The following is a 20049-nucleotide window of genomic DNA, read 5'->3' as shown; positions in this document are numbered from 1 at the left end:
CGATCGGGGAGCGCGCGAATTGTGTAAGCCCCGGACGCGACTGTGACGACAGTGCCAGCTGTGTCATTGCTAAAGGGGCGTAGCTCAACTGGCAGAGCAGCGGTCTCCAAAACCGCAGGTTGCAGGTTCAAGTCCTGTCGCCCCTGCTCAACTGAATACTCGACAAGTGTGGACACTGGAAGGTGACCCACAAGAACCAGACGAAAGGCATGCGGTGAGCGACGAGCGCGATAGTGCCGGCTCCCCAGGCGACGGCACGGACAGCGTCACCGACAGCACCGGTGACACCCGCGGTCAGACCGCGGTGGTGACCCGTCCCACGCGACCGACGGGCAAGCGGTCGCGGCGCAGCGGTGTCGACGTCGACAGCGAGGCCGTCGATTTGGCGACCGGCACCAAGGCCGGCCCCACCAAGAACGGTGCGGGCACTGCGACGAAGACCGCCAAGAAGTCGGCCGACCGGCCGTCGCGCAATCCGTTCGCATTCGTCTGGAACTACCTCAAGCAGGTAGTCGCCGAGCTGCGGAAGGTGATCTGGCCGAACCGTAAGCAGATGATCAACTACACCGCCGTGGTGCTGGTTTTCCTGGCATTCATGGTGGCGCTGATCGGCGGGGTCGATCTGGGCCTGGCCAAGCTCGTCACGCTGGTGTTCGGCTGACGAGCGAATTGAGAGAAGAGGACTGAAACCGTGACTAGCTTCGAGGGCGACGCGCCTTCGGCTGACAGCGTCGACCTGATCGACGAGGCCAACCCCGAAGCCGTGACCGAGGACGTCGACGCGACGCCCGCCGACGTGGCCGACGAGGCCCCGGCGGTTGCAGAGGGTGAGGCGGCCACTGAGGCTGCGTCTGATGTCGCCGCCGACGCGGCTCCGGCAGAGGACGAGGACCCGGCCGTCGCGCTGAAGAAAGAGCTACGGCTGCAGCCCGGCGACTGGTACGTCATCCACTCCTACGCGGGCTACGAGAACAAGGTGAAGGCCAACCTCGAGACCCGCGTGCAGAACCTCGACGTCGGCGATTACATCTTCCAGGTGGAGGTGCCGACCGAAGAGGTCACCGAGATCAAGAACGGCCAGCGCAAGCAGGTCAACCGCAAGGTGTTGCCGGGCTACATCCTGGTGCGCATGGAACTCAACGACGAGTCGTGGGGCGCGGTGCGCAACACGCCTGGCGTGACCGGCTTCGTCGGCGCGACGTCGCGGCCGTCGCCGCTGTCGCTCGACGACGTGGTGAAGTTCCTGCTTCCGCCCGCCGCCGCGAAGAAGCCCGGCAAGGCCGCATCGACCACCGCAGCCGCCGCCGAGGCCGGTGGACTGGAACGTCCGGAGATCCTGGTCGACTTCGAGGTCGGGGAGTCGGTCACCGTCATGGACGGACCGTTTGCGACGTTGCCCGCCTCGATCAGCGAGGTCAACGCCGAACAACAGAAGCTCAAGGTGCTGGTGTCCATCTTCGGCCGCGAAACACCTGTCGAACTGACCTTCAACCAGGTCGCCAAGATCTAGAGCGATTTGTGTGCGTTGAGGAGCGCTGAGCGCTCGAAAACGCACACAAATCACTGAGTACGAGAGAGGAACACCAACACCCATGGCCCCGAAGAAGAAAGTCGCCGGTCTGATCAAGCTGCAGATCCAGGCCGGGCAGGCCAACCCCGCCCCGCCCGTGGGTCCGGCCCTCGGCCAGCACGGCGTCAACATCATGGAGTTCTGCAAGGCGTACAACGCCGCGACGGAGAGCCAGCGCGGCAACGTCATCCCCGTGGAGATCACCGTCTACGAGGACCGCAGCTTCACCTTCGCCCTGAAGACCCCGCCCGCGGCCAAGCTGCTGCTGAAGGCGGCAGGCGTGCAAAAGGGCTCCGGTACCCCGCACACCACCAAGGTCGCCAAGGTGACCTGGGATCAGGTGCGTGAGATCGCCGAGACCAAGAAGGAAGACTTGAACGCGAACGACATCGACGCCGCGTCCAAGATCATCGCCGGCACCGCCCGGTCGATGGGCATCACCGTCGAATAAGTTTCGACGCGTGGGAGGGCTGGCATCGGCCCGACTGGATGGACGCTCTTCGCGCGAGCGCTCACCGCACCACAACCCTGAAAGCAGGAGATACGAATGAGCAAGAACAGCAAGGCATACCGCGAAGCCGCCGAGAAGATCGACCGCGAACGGCTCTACACGCCGCTGGAGGCCGCGAAGCTGGCCAAGGAGACGTCGTCGAAGAAGCAGGACGCCACCGTCGAGGTCGCGATCCGGCTCGGCGTCGACCCGCGCAAGGCCGACCAGATGGTGCGTGGCACTGTCAACCTTCCGCACGGCACCGGCAAGACCGCCCGCGTCATCGTGTTCGCGGTCGGTGACAAGGCCGAGGCGGCGGTGGCCGCAGGCGCTGACGAGGTGGGTAGCGACGACCTGATCGAGAAGATCCAGGGCGGCTACCTGGACTTCGACGCCGCGATCGCGACGCCGGATCAGATGGCCAAGGTCGGCCGCATCGCACGCGTGCTGGGCCCCCGTGGTCTGATGCCCAACCCGAAGACGGGCACCGTCACCCCGGACGTGGCCAAGGCCGTGTCCGACATCAAGGGCGGCAAGATCAACTTCCGCGTCGACAAGCAGGCCAACCTGCACTTCATCATCGGCAAGGCGTCATTCGACGAGAAGGCGCTCGCCGAGAACTACGGTGCGGCGCTCGACGAGATCCTGCGCGCCAAGCCGTCGTCGTCAAAGGGCCGGTACCTGAAGAAGGTCGTCGTCTCGACGACCACGGGCCCGGGCATCCCGGTCGACCCGGCGGTCACCCGCAACTTCGCGGAGGCCTGAGCCCGCGGCTAATGGTCCGCGGTGCTGTGGGAACCGGTTGATTCCCCCAGTTTGAGTTGACTGATGCGCTGCCCGAGTTCGGCCCGTGTGTGGATGCCGAGTTTGCGGTAGGCGCGAGCCAGGTTGTGTTCGACGGTTTTTGGGCTGATGAACAGCGTGGCGGCGACGTCGCGGTTGGTCATGCCCGTCGCGGCGAGCTCGGCCACCCGTTGTTCAGAGGGGGTCAACCCGAAGTCGTGGGTCGGGCTGACGCGAATCCGTGCGAGCTCGGCGCGGGCACGCTCGGCCCACAGCGGCGCGCCCATCTCTTCGAACGCGTGCAGAGCCTCATGCAGGGCCGCGGCCGCCAGATCCTTGCGGCGTTGCCGACGCAGCAATTGGCCGAGCAGCAGCTGCGTGCGTGCGCGTTCGAACGGCATCGGCAGCCGCTCGTGCTCGCGCAGCGCCTGGTGGACCAACCGATCGGCACCCACGACATCACCGTGTGCGGCCAGCCACATGCTGCGGCAGCGGGCACCGACTGCCAGCATCCACGGGCGGTCGAGCCAGCGCCCATTGTGTTCCAGCGCGTCGATGAGCGGCTCGGCATCATCGAGCCGGCCCACCGCAACCATCGCCTCGACCGCATCGGGCAGGAACGAAGCGGTAATGATCTCTGTGCCTGGGATTGCGTCGAATCCAGAAATCAGCGGTTCTAACGTCGCCAGCGCCTCGGCGAAGTTGCCCAGCGAAACTTCGAGGAACCCCAAGATCGCTGTTGGCAGCTGTATCAGGCTGGGCGCGGCGCACCGCTGGGCGGCCTCCAACGCTCCACGTGCATCGGCGCGCGCTGCATCGTCGCACCCGGTGTATGCCGCGACCGCCGCGCGGACCGTCTGGGCGATGGCGAGCACGTGGTCACCGCCGAGCTGCTCGGCCCGTTCTATCGCGTCCTCGGCGATCTGTGCGGCATCGGTAAAGCTCCCGCGCCAGATTTCGATCAAGGCACTGTGTAGAGACACGAATATCATCAGGCTCTCGGCGCCGCGTTCGATGCAGCGGCGCCGGACGTCGCGCATCTGCGTGCGCGCCTCATCGAGCTGACCCGTCCAGGCCAGAATCAGGGCAGAGGTGCAGATGGCGCGCGAGGCGCTCGGCACGTCGACGTCGAGGTCTTCCAGCTCCAGCGCACGCTGGAGACTGCGTTCGTCGACCCCCTGGCCACAGATGCAGCTCACCGTCACCCACATCGCGAGTGCCTGACTCGTCAGCACTGGACGGTCGAGTTCTTCTGCGAGCGCCACTGCCTGCCGTGTGTGATGCAAGCACTCGTCGTACTCGCCGGTGTTGATCAGAGCATTCGACAGCAGGAGCAAGGTCTGCACCAGCAATGCGTGGTCGTCCGATGCGTCTCCGAGCGCGGTCCACAGCAGATCGACGGCCTTCTGGAAGCGGCCGTCGGCGACCAGCATTTCGGCAAACAGCTTGAGGGCGGTCGCTCGCTGCGTCCCGGGCGCCAGCTGTTCAATCGTCGGCTCGAGTAGGGCACGGGCCCTCTTGTTATCGCCGGCCTGGAAGTAATGCTCGGCGGCCGACAGCCGACGCGATGGCGTGTCACCCCCCAGCCGAATCGCGGACTCGATCAGCTCAGCCGCCGCCATCGGGGCTCCGCGAGCCCGCGCGGCGGTGGCGGCTTCGTCGAGCGCCTGAAGCGTCGCCGGATCCGTACTGGTGGTGGCTAGCGCCAGGTGCCTGGCTTTCAGCTCGGGCAGCGTCTCGACCTTGGCCAAGGCCCGGTGCATTGCTCGGCGGCGCGACGGATTGGCGTCTGCGTAGACACCCCTAGCCAGCAGGGGGTGAGAAAACCGCACGTGATTTCCGTCGATGTCGACGATGTCGTGACTCTCTGATTCCGCGAGCAGCTCGGCGGTGCGCTCAATAGGGTTGCCGGTGGCGCGCGCCAGCAGATCCACCGTCGGCTCGGCAGCACAGGCGGCAGCCAGCAACATCTCCCGCGCGTCGTCGTCCAGGCGTCCGATTCGGGCGCGCACCACCTCGGCCAACGTGGCGGGTAATGCCACTTCGCTGCCCGGCGATTCGCTCGCCATTGTGCGCGCCAACTCCAGCGCGAAGTACGGATTGCCGCCAGAGAGCTCGGCGATGCGCGTCATTGTCGGGCGAGGAAACGACCGGCTCAGCTTCGCGTCGAACAGCAGACGTAGGCCGCCGAGACTCAACGGACGCAAGCGAATTCGTTCGATGCCGTCGGGCCTGCGCAGCCGCAACCACGATGTCGCGGTCTCGGAGCCGCGCTGTGACCGCTCGGTGAGAACCAGGCCGACGCGGCCCGTGAGGCGCCGTGCGACGAACGCCACGACCGCCTTGCTCGACGGATCTAGCCACTGAACGTCGTCGATCGCAACCAGCACCGGCGCAGTGCGTGCAAGCCCCTCCACAATGGACAGAAACGCAGTCGCGACCACCCTTTGATCGGTGGGGAGACCGCCGAGGTCTGTCTGCAATAGAACCCGGTCGAGTGCGATGCTCTGCACGTCGGGCAGTTGGTCAAGAACGGCCGCTTCGACATCGGCGAGCAGGTCGGCTGTCGCCGCATACGCGAGCATCGACTCGGCCTGCCCCGTTTGGGCGGACAGCACGTGAAATCCACGCTCACGCGCTTGGCTGATCGCGGCTAGCCACAGCGTTGTCTTGCCGATGCCGGCCTCGCCCTCAACCAAGAGACACGATGGCTGCGCATCGGCAGCCGACAAGAATTCCCCAACCGCTTGCCCTTCGGCAGAGCGGTGTACTCCAACCCCCGACACAGCCCGAGTATGGCAGCTAGCAAATCGCATTTCCTGCGAAATCGGCGCAGTTCATCGGTATGATTGACGAAATAGTCAATTAATCCGCATCGAGGTGCAAATATGGCAAAGGCGCGTCCCGGGCGCAGGTCAAGTAGCCAGCTTTTGCGTTTGCAACGGCTCGCTACCCTCAACCAGATCGCGGGCCTTTGCGCCGTATTGCCGGTGGCCAGTGCATTTACTCCATCGAACTGGAACGAGTTACAGAGAGCTGGACATGCCAAACTGTCAGTAGCTAAGGCATTGCACGGTGACCGCGTTTGCACATCTAGCAAGCGAGGAGCCTTCCGGTCCGCCAACCGACAGCCCAAGGGCAAACAACGTCGGCGAATGCCATGGTCCCCTTCGATGCTTCGCGGCGGCCAAGAGATTCAGGCCAGCAAATGATCGCTTGCCGACCCGATCATGAGACGATCCACACTGCGCTGTCGCTTGCGACGCGCGCACCGTCGATCAATGACTCCCAACCTTGGCTGTGGCGCGTGGGCGCCCAAAGTCTGCATCTTTACGCGGACCCTGACCGAGGCGGACTCGACACCGACCCACAAAGCCGGGACGTCCTGCTGAGCTGCGGTGCTGCGCTGCACCATTGTGTCGTTGCCCTTGCGGCGCTGGGATGGCGCGCAAAGGTCCAGAGGCTGCCCGATCCCGCGGAACCCGGACACGTTGCCGCCCTGGAGCTGTCGCGGCACCCCGCCGGCGCACTCGATGCCGCGTTGGCCTCGGCAATACCGAGGCGGCGCAGTGACTGGCGGCCGTACAGCCCGTGGCCAGTGTCTACCGCCGACATGGCTTTGATTGGGGCTCGCGCCGCCCGTGCCGGCGTGACGACACGGCGAGTGGAAACCGCGGAATTGCAACACGTTGTGGCGCAAGCAGTCTGGCGGCACACGACTCCGCACGGGCACGCACCGAAATCCGATTCGACGGCGTCGATGGTGTCTCCGCCAATCGCCGACTCGGAAGACGACAACGCTGTCGTGTTGGCTCTAGGCACCAAAGACGACAGCCGGCTCGCCCGTCTGCGCGCCGGAGAAGCGACCAGCCTGGTGCTGCTCTCGGCCACCGCGCTGGGACTTGCGAGTTGCCCTGTCGCAGAGCCGCTGGAGACCAGCGAAGCGCGAGATACTGTGCAAGCCAACTTGTTTAGTATCGTGGGGTTTCCCCAGATGTTGTTGCGCATAGGGTGGCCTCCCGTGGACGCCGACTCGCTTCCCTCACCTCCGCGTCGCCCATTGACGGACGTCGCTGAGTGGCTGGGTCATCAGTCGCTTACCAGTGCCTGACTGCCACAGCACGGCGGCGACGCCGAAGGGGCCGTGGCGCGCTTCCATCGCGGCCTACAGATCGTCAATGACGCGGCCGAGTTCCGCCCGAGTCTTGATGCCGAGCTTGCGGTAGATGCGGCCGAGGTTGGCCTCCACGGTTTTTGGGCTGATGAACAACGCCGCGGCGACGTCGCGGTTGGTCATGCCCGACGCGGCCAACTGGGCCACTCGCCGCTCGGATGGCGTCAACGCCAACTCACTTCTCGGCCCGATGTTGGTGCGGGCGAGTTCGGCCCGCGCGCGGTCGGCCCACAGCGGCGTACCCATGGTTCCGAAAGCCTGCAACGCTTCGTGCAGAGTCGCAGCGCCGGCCTCCTTCTGGCGTTGACGCCGTTGCAGCTGGCCGAGCAGCAGCAGCGTGCGTGCGCGTTCGAACGGCATGGGCAGCCGCTCGTGTTCGGTCATGGCATCGTGGGCCAGCCGATCTGCCGCAGCGACGTCGCCCGTGGCAGCCAGCCACATGCTCCTGCAGCGCGCGCCGACGGCGAGCATCCACGAGCGGCGCAGGCGATTGCCGTTCCGCTCAAGCTCCTCGATGAGCGGCACTGCGTCGGCGTGCCGACCCATCGCGACCATGGCTTCGACAGCGTCAGGGATGAACGTGGCGGTCATGATCTCACTGCCGGGAAGCGAGCCAAAGACGTCCAGCATCGGCTGCAAGGCTGTCAACGCCTGGGCGTAGTTGCCCAGTGACACCTCGAGGAATCCCATGGTCATGGTCGGCCATTCGGCCAACCGCGGTACCCCGCACTCGCGGGCGATCGCCGTGGCGGCGTTGGCGTCGGCCCGGGCTTCACGCTCCTGACCGATGTAGGCGTTGACCGCCGCGCGTACGGTCAGCGCAATGGTGCGCGAACCGCCGCTCTGCTCGGCGCGCTGCATGGTGTCTTCTGCCAATCGAGCGGCTTCAGCGTAGTTGCCGCGCCACATCTCGATCAGTGTGCAGTAGCCGTTGACGGCCATCATGTCGTTCTCGGCCCCGCGGTCGACGCATCGGTCACGCAGCGCGGCCATCTGCCTGCTGGCGATGTTCAGCTCACCGGTCCACGCGCAGATCAACGCGTTGATGGCGCTGGCGCTGAAGGGGATTGGGGTATCGGCATCGGGGTCTTCGAGCTCCACTGCGTGGCGCAGGCTGGCTTCGTCGAGCCCATGGCCGTACAGAAACGATGTGTTGACGAACATGGCGAGCGCGCGGCTGGTCAACGGTGGGTAGCCGAACGCTTCCGCACGTGTCACCGCCTCGCGGGCGTTTCGCACTGACGCGTCGAACTGTCCCGCCATGCCTTGTGCGAACGCCAACGACACCAGCGTCTGGACGTACAGACCGGGATTCGCTTCGGCGTCGTCGAGTGCGCGCTCCAGGTACGCGGCCGCTTGGATGAACGTGTCGTCATACATGCGGATTCCGGCCAACAGGTTCAAGGCGACTCCGCGCAACAGTCCCGGCCGCAGCTCGTCGATGGTCGATTCGAGCAGCGCGCGGGCACGCTCGGTATCGCCGGCCTTGAAGTGGTGTTCGGCCGCGCGGATTCGGCGAGATGGAGTGTCCTGGCCGAGTCCTATTGCCAGCTCGACCAATTCGGCCGCGGCAGCAGGTGCACCGCGGGCGCGGGCGGCGTCGGCCGCCGTATCGAGCGCCTTCAACGTGTTGGGGTCCGCGCGCGCAGCCGCCAATGCCATGTGCCTCGCCTTGAGTTCCGGGAGTACGACGACCTCGGCCAGCGCGCGGTGGACGGCCCGACGCCGGGCCGGACGTGCGTCGGTGTAGACGCTGTGGGCCAACAACGGATGGGAAAACCGGACGTGATTGCCGTCGATCGCGATGATGCCTTTGCTTTCGGCGTTGTCGAGCAGCTCGACAACGCCCTCGACGGTGGTGTGCACGACCTGCGCTAGCAACTCGACGGTCGGATTGGCCGCCGCGGCGGCCGCCAGCAGCACGTCGCCGGTCTGTCCTTCGAGCGTGCCGATGCGAAGACGCATCAGGTCGGCCAGCGTCGCCGGCAGCGATGGTTGCGCCCTGCCGGAGCCGACGTGAATGGCGCGGGCCAGTTCGAGTGCGTAAAACGGGTTGCCGCAGGAGATTTCGGCGATTCGCACCATCGTTGAGCGGGCGAACGATCGACCGAGCCGCGCTGAGATCAGTGCATGCAGTCCGCCGAGACTGAGCGGGCCGACGTGGACCCGCCCGATGCTGTCGGGATCGCGCAGCTGCAGCCGAGTCACCGCTTCGCCGCGGTTGGGGTCGCACCGCTCGGTCACCAGCACTCCGACCCGGCCGCTGAAGCGTCGGGCCGCGTACGTCAGGACGGATTGGCTGGAAGAATCGAGCCACTGCACATTGTCGACGGCGATCACTACCGGCTTGTCGGCGGCGAGGTGTTCGACGACGGAAACCAACGCCGCGGCGGCCACGCGTTGATCGGTGGCGGGACCGCCGACGCTGGCTCGCAGCAGCACTCGATCAACCGCGAGGCGTTGGACGTCGGGGAGGCGGTCGAGGATGTCCGGATCCACGCCGCCCAGCAGGTCGGCCACCGCCGCGTAGGCCAGCATCGATTCCGCTTCGCCGACACGCGCCAACAGCACCTGGAATCCGCGTTCGCGCGCCTGGTCCGTCGCCGCGAGCCATAGCGTGGTCTTGCCGATGCCGGCTTCGCCCTCGATGACGAGGCCGGAGGTTCGCTCAGCGGCCGATTGCAAGAACGCAGCAATCGCTCTGAATTCGGTCGGACGATCAACGAGCCCGGCATTCACGACATCCCCACCCAAAGCCGACAGCAAACGTAGACTACCTGGCCACCAGTGGCCAGTGCGACACCATCGGCGTCGCACTCGCCAGCTAGACCAGGGTTGTGATGATCCGTACCTGGATTCGACGATCGTTGACCGGCAACTTTGGCGAGAGATGCAGGGCGGGTCGCCCAGCGCCCGAAACGCTAGGGGAGCGCAGTGCGGCTGGCGTCGGATACTTCCGCACCGGTCAGGTGGCTCATCCGATGGCCGAGCTCGGCCCGCGAATGGATGCCGAGTTTGCGGTAGATGCGAGCCAAGTTGGCTTCGACGGTTTTGGGGCTGATGAATAACGTGGCAGCGATGTCGCGGTTGGTCCTACCGGAGGCGGCGAGTTCGGCGACACGTTGTTCGGACGGGGTCAGTTGCAGGTGCGGAGTTGGGCCGACCTTGGTGCGGGCCAGTTCGTCGCGGACGCGGTTGGCCCACAGCGGCGTTCCCATGTCCTCGAACGCGCGCAACGCATCCCAGAGGGTTACTGTGGCCGCCTCCTTGAGGCGCTGGCGGCGTTGAAGCTGGCCGAGCAGCAATTGGGTGCGGGCGCGTTCGAACGGCATGGGCAGCCTGTCGTGCTCGCTCATCGCTCGGTGCGCCGTGCGGGTGGCCGCTTCTACGTCACCCTGGGCGGCCAACCACATGCTGCGGCAGCGGGCGCCGATTGCCAGCATCCACGGGCGGTCGAGGCGGCGGCCGTTGTGCTCCAGTGCTTCGATCAATGGGCCGGCTTCGGAAATGCGCCCAAGTGCGATCATTGCCTCGACGGCATCGGGGACAAAAGCCGCAGTGACAATCTCCGTGCCGGGCAGGTTATCGAAGTCTGCGAGCAGCGGCTGCAAGGTCGTCAAGGCCTCGGCATATTTGCCCAGTGAAACATCCAAGAACCCGAGGGTCATGATCGGCCGGTCCGCGAGGCGTGGCGAGCCGCATCGGCGAGCTCCGTCGATCGCGGCGTGAGCATCCGCGCGGGCTTCCTCCTCGCGACCGGTGTAGGAGGCAACGACAGCCCGGGCGTCTTTGGCGATGACCGCCAGGTGATCACCACCGAGCTGCGCGGCGCGCTCCATCGCTTCTTCGGCTGTGAGTGCGGCTGCGGCGAAGTCGGCCCGCCAGACGTCGATCAAGATGGCATGGAGGTCGATGTAGATGATGTGGCTGTTGGCTCCGCGCTCGATGCGGCGCTTCCGCACAACCATAAGTTGAGCTCGGGCTTCGTCCAGCTGTCCGGCCCAGGCCAGAGCCAGCGTGTTGACGGCGCTGGCACTGAACGGAAGTGCCACGTCGACGTCGAGGTCTTCGAGGTCCAGCGCGCGCCGCAGCCTGGGCTCGTCGACGCCCTGCCCGCACACAGCGGCGACAGTCACCCACATCGCGAATACTTGACTGGTCAACGCAGGTAAGTCGAGTTCCTCGGCCAACGTCACTGCTTGCCGCACGTAGGTCAATGACTCGTCGTACCCACCGGTACTGACAAGAGCAAGCGCCAGCAGAAGCAAGCTCTGCACCAGCACCGTGGGTTCGGTCGCGGCGTCGTCTACCGCGCCTCGAAGGAGTTCAGTGGCGTGCGCAAAACTGTTGTCGTACATGCGCATTTCCCCAAGCAGGTTGACTGCTGTCGCTCGGAGTGGGCCCGGGGGCAGCTGGATGATCACGGGTTCGAGTAGCGCTCGGGCGTGTTCGGGGCAGCCAGCCTGGAAATGGTGCGTGGCGGCACGGATCTGACGTTGGGGCGTGTCACCGCCGAGCCGGATCGCCAGATCGACGAGCTCGGCGGCGGCGGCCGGAGCACCGCGGGTACGCGCCGCGTCTGCCGCGGCGTCGAGGGCGTGCAGCGTCGCGGGGTCCGAGCTGACGGTCGCCAGTGCGAGATGTCGGGCCCTCAGTTCGGGTAGCGACTCAATGTCGGCCAGGGCCCGATGTATTCGGCGCCGCCGTGCCGGACTGGCGTCGGTATAGACACCTCGCGCCAGCAGCGGGTGACTGAACCTCACCCGGTTACCGTGAATGCTGATGAGGCCCTTGTCTTCGACCGGTTCGAGCAGCTCGACAGTGCGCGCAGTGGTGGTTCCGGTGGCGCTAGCGAGCAGGTCGACGGTCGGATCGGAGGCGCATGCCGCGGCGAGCAACACGTCCTCGACATCCTCTTCCAGATGACCTATCCGCTCGTGCATGAGCTCGGCGAGCGTGCCTGGCAGCACTGGTTCGGCGGTCGGAGACTGGATGCTTGCCGCGTATGCGAGCTCGAGCGCATAGAACGGGTTGCCATGAGATATCTCGGCGATCCGGACCGTCGTCGGGCGAGGAAGTGAGTGACCCAATCGGTTGCAGATCAACGTGTGTAGCACGCTAACGCTCAACGGCCCCAGACAGATTCGCTCAATGTCGGTCTGTCTGGGCAGCTGTAGCCAGGAAGCAGTTGTTCCGCTCGTGTAGGGTCCGGAACGCTCAGTGACCAGCATGCCAATCCGTCGGTCAAGCCGGCGCGCAACGAAGTTGACGACACTCTTGCTGGACGCGTCCACCCACTGCACATCGTCGATGGCAACCAGCACCGGCGACTTGGCGGCCAGGCATTCGAGGATGGAAAGGAAGGCCGTACCGACGACCCGATGGTCGCTCGGGGGGTCCCCGCTGTCGGCCTGCAGTAGTACGTGATCCACCGCAGCGCGCTGGACTTCGGGCAAGCCGCCCAGGGCTGCCGAGTCCGCGTGGCTGATCAGATCGGCAACCACCGTATAAGCCAGCACCGACTCGGCTTGGCTGGCGCGGGCCGACAGGACCTGGAACCCACGCTCCCGCGCCTGCTGTACTGCAGCCGACCACAGGGTGGTCTTGCCGATGCCGGCCTCCCCCTCGATCACGAGGGCAGACGGCTCCCTAGTTGTCGACATCAAGAAGTCGACAACTAACCCCCACTCGACCGAACGGTCGATGAGCCCCCCGACCATCGGGACAATCGTCGCATCCGGCAAACCCTTTTCGTGGTCAAACCTGTGATATCGAAATTATCTGCACCGTCGAATCCTGCTTGCGCGCCCCGGCCGGGGAGGGGCCAACGGCCGCAGAAAGACGACCGCCCGCCCTGGTCCCGGTAGCTGAGTCGGTGCGCCGGCGCCCAATCGGAAGGGGGGGTGGGGGGCAACCTTAGGGAAACACCCGATTCCTGGGGTACCGGTACCGAGCTAAATTCACTTCGCAACGAAGGATGCGGCATCGGAGGGGTCCTGCCGCAGATTTCAGCCGAGCGAGGGGGCAGAGCTTGCGGGGGTGGGCGCCGAGCATGAGAGTGCCGCGGTGGTCGGGGGGCCCCGCAAGTTTCGTGGCGTCGCAGCCCCGAGCTGACGACGCTGCGCAGGCCGAGCGGTATGCAGCCAACGGGTGCGAGATCGGCAAGAATTCTTCGCTAGGGAGGGGTTTCTGATGGGCAGTTTGGCCGTGCGGATCCTGGGTTCCGTTGGTGCTGCGGCACTTTCGGTGACGATGTTCGGGTCCGGTGTCGCCTTGGCTAAGGACGGGTTGATTGGAATTTCCTACGACGAGGCTTCAGCGGCGATTTCTTCCAAAGGTGGCACCGCCGTCGTCGGTACGGTGACCGGCGATCAGGTCAAGACGGGCGCCTGCACTGTCGCCAGTTGGCACAAGTCGATATTCCTGGATTCCAGCGGCAGGAACGACAACAAAAAAGAATACGTGTTTGACTTGAACTGCAATAATCCCCTTGCCTCGCCAGGGAACCCCGGCAACTCGGTGATGAGTCCGGCAGGTGTGGCGGCGAAAAAGGACCAACTAACGGCGGCAAGGATCAACAAGAATCCGTCGTGGTGTCAAACGTCCGACTCGAACTTGACGTATTGCCAGGCAATCTGCAAGCGCACAGGTCTATGTGAAATCTGACCGACGATCGTCCGCGTAGCCCGGGCCGAGGTGTTGCAATGCGAATCAGTGTGATCGGAACCGGTTATCTGGGCGCCGTCCACGCTGCATGCATGTCGAGCCTGGGGCACGAGGTCGTCGGATACGACACCGACTCGGCGAAGGTGGAGGCGTTATCGCGCGGGGTCTCGCCGTTCTTCGAGCCGGAGTTCGAGGTGCTATTGGAATCGGCGCTCGCGACGGGCCAGTTGCGATTCACCACCAGCGCCGAGGAGGCCGTTCGGGGCGCGAAACTGCATTTCATCTGTGTCGGGACGCCGCAGCAATCGGGGTCTGATGCCGCCGATCTGCGCTTCGTCGACGCCGCGGTGCAGACCGTCGCCGACCTCGCAGATTGCGACGGGCTGATTGTCGGGAAGTCGACCGTGCCAGTCGGAACCGCCCAACGGCTGGCCGACAGCCTGGGCGGTGACGGCTCTCGGCTCGAATTGGCCTGGAATCCCGAGTTTCTTCGCGAGGGTAAGGCCGTGCCGGACACCCTGCACCCCGATCGGCTGGTGTTCGGGGTGACGTCGGAGTATGCCGAGAAGTCGCTGCTGGAGGTCTACGGGAAGATCATCGATCGCGGCACGCCTTACATCACGACGGACTTGGCGACGGCCGAGATGGTCAAGGTCGCCGCGAATTCCTTTCTCGCCACTAAGATCTCGTTCATCAACGCGATGGCCGAGGTGTGCGAGGTGGCCAACGCCGACGTCGTCACGCTCAGCCGGGCGCTGGGCTACGACGAGCGGATCGGTAGTCGTTTCCTCAACGCCGGCCTCGGATTTGGCGGCGGATGCCTGCCCAAGGACATCCGCGCTTTCAGCGCTCGGGCGGGCGAGCTGGGGGCGTCTGACGCGCTGACGTTCCTGCGTGAGATCGACAAGATCAACATGCGCCGTCGCGACAAGGTCGTCGCTATCGCCGGTGCCATGCTCGGAGGTGACTTCCTGAGCAAAAATGTCGCCGTGCTGGGCGCGGCGTTCAAGCCCAACAGCGATGACGTGCGCGACTCCCCGGCCCTCAACGTTGCCGCCGCGATGCATCTGAAGGGGGCTGCTGTCCGGGTGCACGACCCGAAAGCCATCCCCAACGCGCGCAGGCGGTTCCCCACGTTGACGTACTGCCCGATCATCGAAGACGCGTGCCGCAATACAGATTTGATCGTGCTGGCCACGGAATGGGACGAGTACCGCAGCATCGATCCCCGCTCGTTCCTGTCCGTTGTTCGCGAGCCGCGGCTACTCGACGCCAGAAACGCGGTCGACTATGACTTCTGGTCGGACGCTGGCTGGCAGGTGTACGCGCTCGGGCGGGGCGCACTGAATACCTGACCCCACTTGAGATGACGTCGCCATCTGGCGGCTCGAATTGCGTTGGTTTCAGATATATTTCAGCACCGCTGTGCAGGCGTGCACCGCTAATCGGCGGCGAGAGGGGAGGAGCGCTGACAAAGTTCGACTATTGGCGGCAGGAGTTCGGCAATCTGTGAACCCACCGTCGCAAAGAAATCCGCGGCGCGGCCAATCGGGTCAGGAATGTCCGCAAGTTCGTGCGTTGCCAAGTGCGGGCGGAGCGCCGCGAGATCTGCGATGTTTCGTGCGTTGCAATCTGATGCGAGTCGGGCGGCTTCACTCAGGGTGAAGGTTCTGTGGAGTTGGCGCGGGGCAAGTTCCAGGACAGTATCGCGATGCGCCCTCGTCATCGTGAGAACAAGATCGGCATCTGAAGCAATGCGCGATGTGAGCTGTCGCGCTGCGAAGTTGGATGCGTCTCCACCCAGTTTTTCAAGAACGAGCGCCGCGTCGGGGTGAATCGGATGCGCAGTCACTGCGCGGGTACCCGCGCTGGAAGCTCTGAAGTCCGGAACCCGAATCCGAGTGGAATACGCCGAGGCGAGTCGCTCCGCAATTGGCGACCGACAGATGTTTCCGGTGCAAACAAACAGGACGTGCAGAGCAAACTCCTCACTTCGACAGTGAATCTCCGACGCCGGCCTGAACGGTATCGGGCCGCGTACAACCGTACTGGAACTGCCTTGAGCCTCCCTCTGTCGATGCTGGCCGCCACCGGGTGTGCAGTCCAATGACTCCGCGACTGGAGCTGTCGGAAGGTCCCAATTTGCCCGATAGCGTGCCGGCGCGTGTCGTAGCTGGTTATCGATCTCTACATCCAAGGTGTCGCGATAGCGGTTCGCGCAGAATTAGTACAATTTCCCAGCTGTGGTCACCGCGCCGAACAGCCGCGAAATCGACCACGAATAGGTGTCGAGTCTTGGATCTGGTTGTAGAAATCGTTGGAAATTTCGGTCACACGACTAGTTAACATCGAATTGACTTAAGGTCGGGAATCTCCGGACGGTTCAATCCGTGGTGCGGTTCTCCGATCAGCTAATCTCGCCTAGATAGCGAATGCATCTTGGCCGGCGGTCCATGCATGCCAGTCAAGTGCCGCGGAATCTGTGTCTGGCGCAGGAACTGTCGTGGGTGTCCGGCTGACCGTGCAACCACAGCAACCGCAGTCAAGCATTCAGGGAAACCGGGTCCCCTGACATGAAAAGTCAGATCTACCAGCGGTTCCTAGGGTAGGCGCAGTGAAATCATAGGGAAACACCTCATTCCGTCAGGCACCCCGCTGTGAATATGCTGGTCACCGGGTGACAAGAACGGTAACGATTGTCGTGGCTGCGGGGTGTGGATAGCCACAACACTCGCCGTTGGTTGGCGTTGGGACCGCCATTCTCACCGGCAAAGTCGTCACCGACGGCTACAGGGGGTAAGTGATGTCGGTATTGCGACCCGCGCATACGCGCGTGGGCAACGTGGGTTGGACGCGGGGGCCGTCCGATGTTGTTTCCGTTTAGCGGTTCATCGAGGATATTGCCGACTCACCTGAATGGAAATTCATTGGGCGCGTCGGGTGTCCAGTCATGACCGAAGTCCTCGAGCCGACCGCAGCGGCTGTCACTGAGAAATCTCGGGCTCGCGATCTCGAAATTGGGAGCGGTATTCCGCATAATGTCCGGCTCCTGGACAGCCGTCGAACACAGGTGGCGCCGCTTACGGCGAACGCTGACGCTGGGCGGCCACCGGTTCTCGAAGTCGCCAAAGATGTCCTTCGTCCGGTCGGCGATCGTGAGCGCGTCGACATGCGGTTCCTCAGCCGCATCCGGGCGTGGATGGTCGTCCCGGTCGTCGACTTCGCACTGATGCTGGCTCCACTTGCATGGCGGCCACCTCAGATCCACGCAATGGTGCTGATGGCCATCCTTGCGACACTTCTCCTGACCGACGGCGGCCGATACGTCGCACCGTTGCACCTCAGTGTCTTGGACGAGCTGCCGTCTATCGTTACTCGCCTGCTGGCCGCCGTGGCCGCGGTTTCCGCCGCGATCCTCTACCTGTATCACAAGGTGGAGGTACTGATCTTCTTCCAAACCGCTTGCCAGGCCGTGGCGCTGGTCATTGTTGGCCGCGTCATCACCACACGGCTCATCGCCATAGGTCGTCGAAGCGGAATTGCAAAGCACCACACCGTGCTGATCGGCGGCGGACCGCTGGCCACAGAATTGGCCAGAATCCTTGCCCAGCATCGCGAGTACGGAATCGCATTGGATGGCTTCGTCGATGATGGTGACGACTGTCCGGCCGAGGAGTACCTGCCACGACTAGGTCGCCTTGCCGATCTAGACATTGCGGTGTTGAGGACCGGTGCGGACACCTTGCTGGTGGCTGATGGAAGCTTCGAGGAACGCGCGTTGATCGATGCGGTGCGTACAGAGGTGTGTCAACACACAGACCTATTCGTTGTTCCGCGAATACATCACTTCCACACCCAGACCGGCATGGCTGACCACATTGGCTCCATTCCGATCATGCGAATCCGCAATCCCAACCTTCACGGGCCGACGCGGGTGATCAAGCGTGGGTTCGACATCGCAGTCGCGGTGATGGCACTGATCCTCTTGCTGCCCGTGTTGGCTGCAGCTGCGCTGGCGGTGCGGATCGAGGGTGGACCCGGCGTCATCTTCCGGCAAGTCAGGGTGGGACGCGACGGCAAGCACTTCGAGCTTTTGAAGTACCGTTCGATGCGGCCGGCCAATGAAATTGAGTCGCAGACGAATTGGTGTGTGGCCGCCGACAACCGCGTCGGTCGAGTCGGACGGTTCCTGCGCTGCACCTCAATCGACGAGCTGCCTCAGCTCTGGAACATACTTCGAGGCGATATGACGCTGGTGGGGCCGAGACCGGAACGGCCGCACTTTGTCGAGCAATTCTCGACACAGTTCGACAGATATGCCCACCGTCACCGCGTACAGGTCGGGCTCACCGGTTTCGCTCAGGTCAGTGGGCTCAGGGGGGACACGTCCATCGCCGACCGCGCCCGACACGACAACTTCTACATAGAAAACTGGTCGCTCTGGCTGGACATAAAGATCATTTTGCGGACGTTCCGCGAGGTCTTGTTCTACCGCGGAAGGTGAGCTCGGTGGTGAAGCCGTAGGGGTGCGTACTGAACCGGGCTAGTCTCGACCGGAGGGGAAGCCGACAGTGGCGGGCGTCGTAGTCCACGAGTGGATGTCAGCACATGGCGGGTCTGAGAAGGTCTTTGAGGCGATGAGTCATGCCTTTCCCGACGCCGACCTGTGGACGCTGTGGCGCGATCCTGGCGCCGTGATGGCCGACCGCAAGATCACGGAGTCCTGGTTCTCGCGCACTCCATTGCGACGGTCCAAAGCGGTCGCGCTGCCATTGATGCCCCATACATGGCGAACGCTCCGCAGCGGCCACCGCTACGACTGGATGCTTGTGAGTTCGCATCTGTTCGCCCACCATGCCCGATTCCAGGGTGCGAACCGAGGCATCCCCAAGTTCGTGTACGCGCACACCCCGGCTCGCTACATATGGACACCGGAACTCGATTTCCGCGGCGGCAATCCTGCCGTGCGAGCTGTCTCGCCGTACTACAAATCGATGGACAAGAGACGGGCAACCGAACATGTCGCGATCGCAGCCAACAGCGCATGCGTCCAGGACCGCATCAGGCGGTTCTGGGACCGCGACGCAACGGTCATCTACCCACCCGTTCCGGTTGAAGCGATCGCGGAGTCGGCGCGAACAGGCAACGGCCTCAGCGACGCCGATCTGCGCGTAATCGATGGTCTGCCAGCAATATTCATCCTTGGAGCCTCACGGTTTGTGTCGTACAAACAACTCGACAAGGTGATATCTATCGGTGCCCTCCTGGATATCCCGGTGGTGATCGCCGGCCGAGGCCCCGAGGAACAGCGCCTTCGCGACATCGCAGCGAGCGCGTCGGTGCCTGCGACGTTTGTCATCTCCCCATCGGATGCGTTGCTGCACGCGCTGTACGCGCGTAGCGCCGCCTATGTGTTCCCCCCTGTGGAGGATTTCGGCATGATGCCGGTTGAGGCGATGGCGGCAGGGGCACCGGTGGTGGTTAACGCCGTGGGTGGCGCACAGGAGAGCGCTCGAAAATCAGCGGCTGGCGTAGTAGCGGATTTCGCCGACGTCAGGAGTGTTGCCGACCGTACCCGCGAACTCATAGATCGCGGCATTCGGCCGACGACTGATGACGTAGCGGAGTTCTCCGAAGCGCGGTTCATCGAACGCGTACAGGGCTGGGTCGCCATCGAGTTAGGGTATGAAGCGTGCCGGGCCTGAGCGCGTACAAACTGCCTCCAGTAGCCGTGTGTTGCGGTCCGTTGACGCCAAATGGCATGGGCCAGAGAGGGGCTGCAGTCCGTGCGGATCGCTGGGCGTGATACCCGCACGATTGCCAAAGCGGTATTCGAGCGACAACACTATGTCGCAGCCAGCAACATGCTGAGGCTGTACGAACATCCCTTCGAGATGTATCGCCGGTACTTGACGGGCATGGGGGAGTACCCGTGCAGTGTGCGCGTCTCCAGCCCGATCGGTCCGATCGACCTCGAGTTGTATACCCACCACGACGTCCTCACCGTTAACGAGATCTTCTGCCGAGTCGACTATCTCGCCGATGACAGCGACAAGGTCGTCGTGGACTTCGGTTCCAATATCGGTATCTCAGCCGCGTACTTTCTGTCTCGGGGAGCCGATACCTTCACTTACCTGTTCGAGCCACTTCCCGCCAACATTGAGCGGCTCCAACATAATCTGCGCCCTTTCGAAGGTCGCTACGCCCTTGATCGGGCCGCGGTAGGAACGGAGGAAGGCGAAGTGCGGTTCGGCTGGGAGCCGACAGGACGCTACGGCGGAGTCGGGCAACCAACCGGCAACTACATCACTGTCCAGTGCCGCAGAACACGCGAGGTCCTCGAGGATGTCGTCGGCCGACACGGCC

The 20049-nt window shown here is 64.1% G+C and carries 14 protein-coding genes and 1 tRNA gene; 11 read left to right on the top strand and 4 right to left on the bottom strand.

Features of this window, described 5'->3' with window-relative positions; genetic code table 11:
- Positions 1 to 73: 73 nt before the first annotated feature.
- From VJV41_RS00920 to rplA, 5 genes are all read left to right on the top strand, one after another.
- A tRNA-Trp gene (locus VJV41_RS00920) sits at positions 74 to 146 on the top strand.
- Positions 147 to 214: 68 nt separating this feature from the next.
- Complete coding sequence (gene secE / locus VJV41_RS00915; protein WP_422656553.1) at positions 215 to 661, top strand: preprotein translocase subunit SecE; 447 nt, start codon at positions 215 to 217, stop codon at positions 659 to 661.
- 30 nt (positions 662 to 691) lie between these two features.
- The gene (gene nusG / locus VJV41_RS00910; RefSeq protein ID WP_325330144.1) at positions 692 to 1510 is read left to right on the top strand and encodes a transcription termination/antitermination protein NusG; all 819 of its coding nucleotides are present in this window, start codon (positions 692 to 694) and stop codon (positions 1508 to 1510) included.
- Positions 1511 to 1592: 82 nt separating this feature from the next.
- Positions 1593 to 2021, top strand: coding sequence for a 50S ribosomal protein L11 (gene rplK, locus VJV41_RS00905; protein WP_325330142.1), 429 nt, complete (start codon positions 1593 to 1595; stop codon positions 2019 to 2021).
- Positions 2022 to 2117: 96 nt separating this feature from the next.
- Entirely contained in the window at positions 2118 to 2825 is a 708-nt protein-coding gene (rplA, locus tag VJV41_RS00900) for a 50S ribosomal protein L1 (protein ID WP_325330140.1), read from the top strand.
- 8 nt (positions 2826 to 2833) lie between these two features.
- Here the strand turns inward: rplA and VJV41_RS00895 are convergent, their stop codons facing one another.
- Positions 2834 to 5659, bottom strand: a complete 2826-nt coding sequence (locus tag VJV41_RS00895; RefSeq protein WP_325330138.1) for an ATP-binding protein — start codon at positions 5657 to 5659, stop codon at positions 2834 to 2836.
- 392 nt (positions 5660 to 6051) lie between these two features.
- Here VJV41_RS00895 and VJV41_RS00890 point away from each other — a divergent pair, with 392 nt between their 5' ends.
- Positions 6052 to 6954 carry an NAD(P)H nitroreductase gene (locus VJV41_RS00890; protein WP_325330136.1) on the top strand — a complete coding sequence of 301 codons (903 nt, stop codon included), beginning with the start codon at positions 6052 to 6054 and terminating at the stop codon, positions 6952 to 6954.
- Between the two features lie 54 nt (positions 6955 to 7008).
- On the opposite strand, the gene VJV41_RS00885 is transcribed toward VJV41_RS00890, so the two are convergent.
- A complete protein-coding gene (locus tag VJV41_RS00885) occupies positions 7009 to 9702 on the bottom strand; it encodes a helix-turn-helix transcriptional regulator (RefSeq protein ID WP_414684847.1) in 2694 nt (897 codons plus the stop codon).
- Positions 9703 to 9938: 236 nt separating this feature from the next.
- Positions 9939 to 12737, bottom strand: a complete 2799-nt coding sequence (locus tag VJV41_RS00880; RefSeq protein ID WP_325330132.1) for an ATP-binding protein — start codon at positions 12735 to 12737, stop codon at positions 9939 to 9941.
- Positions 12738 to 13209: 472 nt separating this feature from the next.
- Between VJV41_RS00880 and VJV41_RS00875 the strand changes: the two genes are divergently transcribed.
- Together VJV41_RS00875 and VJV41_RS00870 are read left to right on the top strand one after the other, a co-directional pair.
- Positions 13210 to 13683 carry a hypothetical protein gene (locus VJV41_RS00875; RefSeq protein WP_325330130.1) on the top strand — a complete coding sequence of 158 codons (474 nt, stop codon included), beginning with the start codon at positions 13210 to 13212 and terminating at the stop codon, positions 13681 to 13683.
- Positions 13684 to 13721: 38 nt separating this feature from the next.
- A complete protein-coding gene (locus VJV41_RS00870) occupies positions 13722 to 15038 on the top strand; it encodes a UDP-glucose/GDP-mannose dehydrogenase family protein (protein ID WP_325330128.1) in 1317 nt (438 codons plus the stop codon).
- 86 nt (positions 15039 to 15124) lie between these two features.
- On the opposite strand, the gene VJV41_RS00865 is transcribed toward VJV41_RS00870, so the two are convergent.
- On the bottom strand, positions 15125 to 15790 hold the full coding sequence (locus VJV41_RS00865; RefSeq protein ID WP_325330299.1) for a low molecular weight phosphatase family protein: 666 nt from the start codon (positions 15788 to 15790) through the stop codon (positions 15125 to 15127).
- A gap of 843 nt (positions 15791 to 16633) precedes the next feature.
- Between VJV41_RS00865 and VJV41_RS00860 the strand changes: the two genes are divergently transcribed.
- The 3 genes from VJV41_RS00860 to VJV41_RS00850 form a co-directional block, all read left to right on the top strand.
- Positions 16634 to 18187 carry a sugar transferase gene (locus VJV41_RS00860; protein ID WP_325330126.1) on the top strand — a complete coding sequence of 518 codons (1554 nt, stop codon included), beginning with the start codon at positions 16634 to 16636 and terminating at the stop codon, positions 18185 to 18187.
- A gap of 67 nt (positions 18188 to 18254) precedes the next feature.
- Positions 18255 to 19388: a glycosyltransferase gene (locus tag VJV41_RS00855; RefSeq protein WP_325330125.1), complete on the top strand. Its 1134-nt coding sequence runs from the start codon at positions 18255 to 18257 to the stop codon at positions 19386 to 19388.
- Positions 19389 to 19469: 81 nt separating this feature from the next.
- The coding region (locus VJV41_RS00850) for an FkbM family methyltransferase (protein ID WP_325330123.1) at positions 19470 to 20049 on the top strand (580 nt) is incomplete at its 3' end.

It is taken from the genome of Mycobacterium sp., assembly GCF_035274705.1.
Lineage (GTDB): Bacteria > Actinomycetota > Actinomycetes > Mycobacteriales > Mycobacteriaceae > Mycobacterium.
Note: the sequence above shows the minus strand (reverse complement) of the source record. Positions and strands in the feature narration are given on the sequence as shown.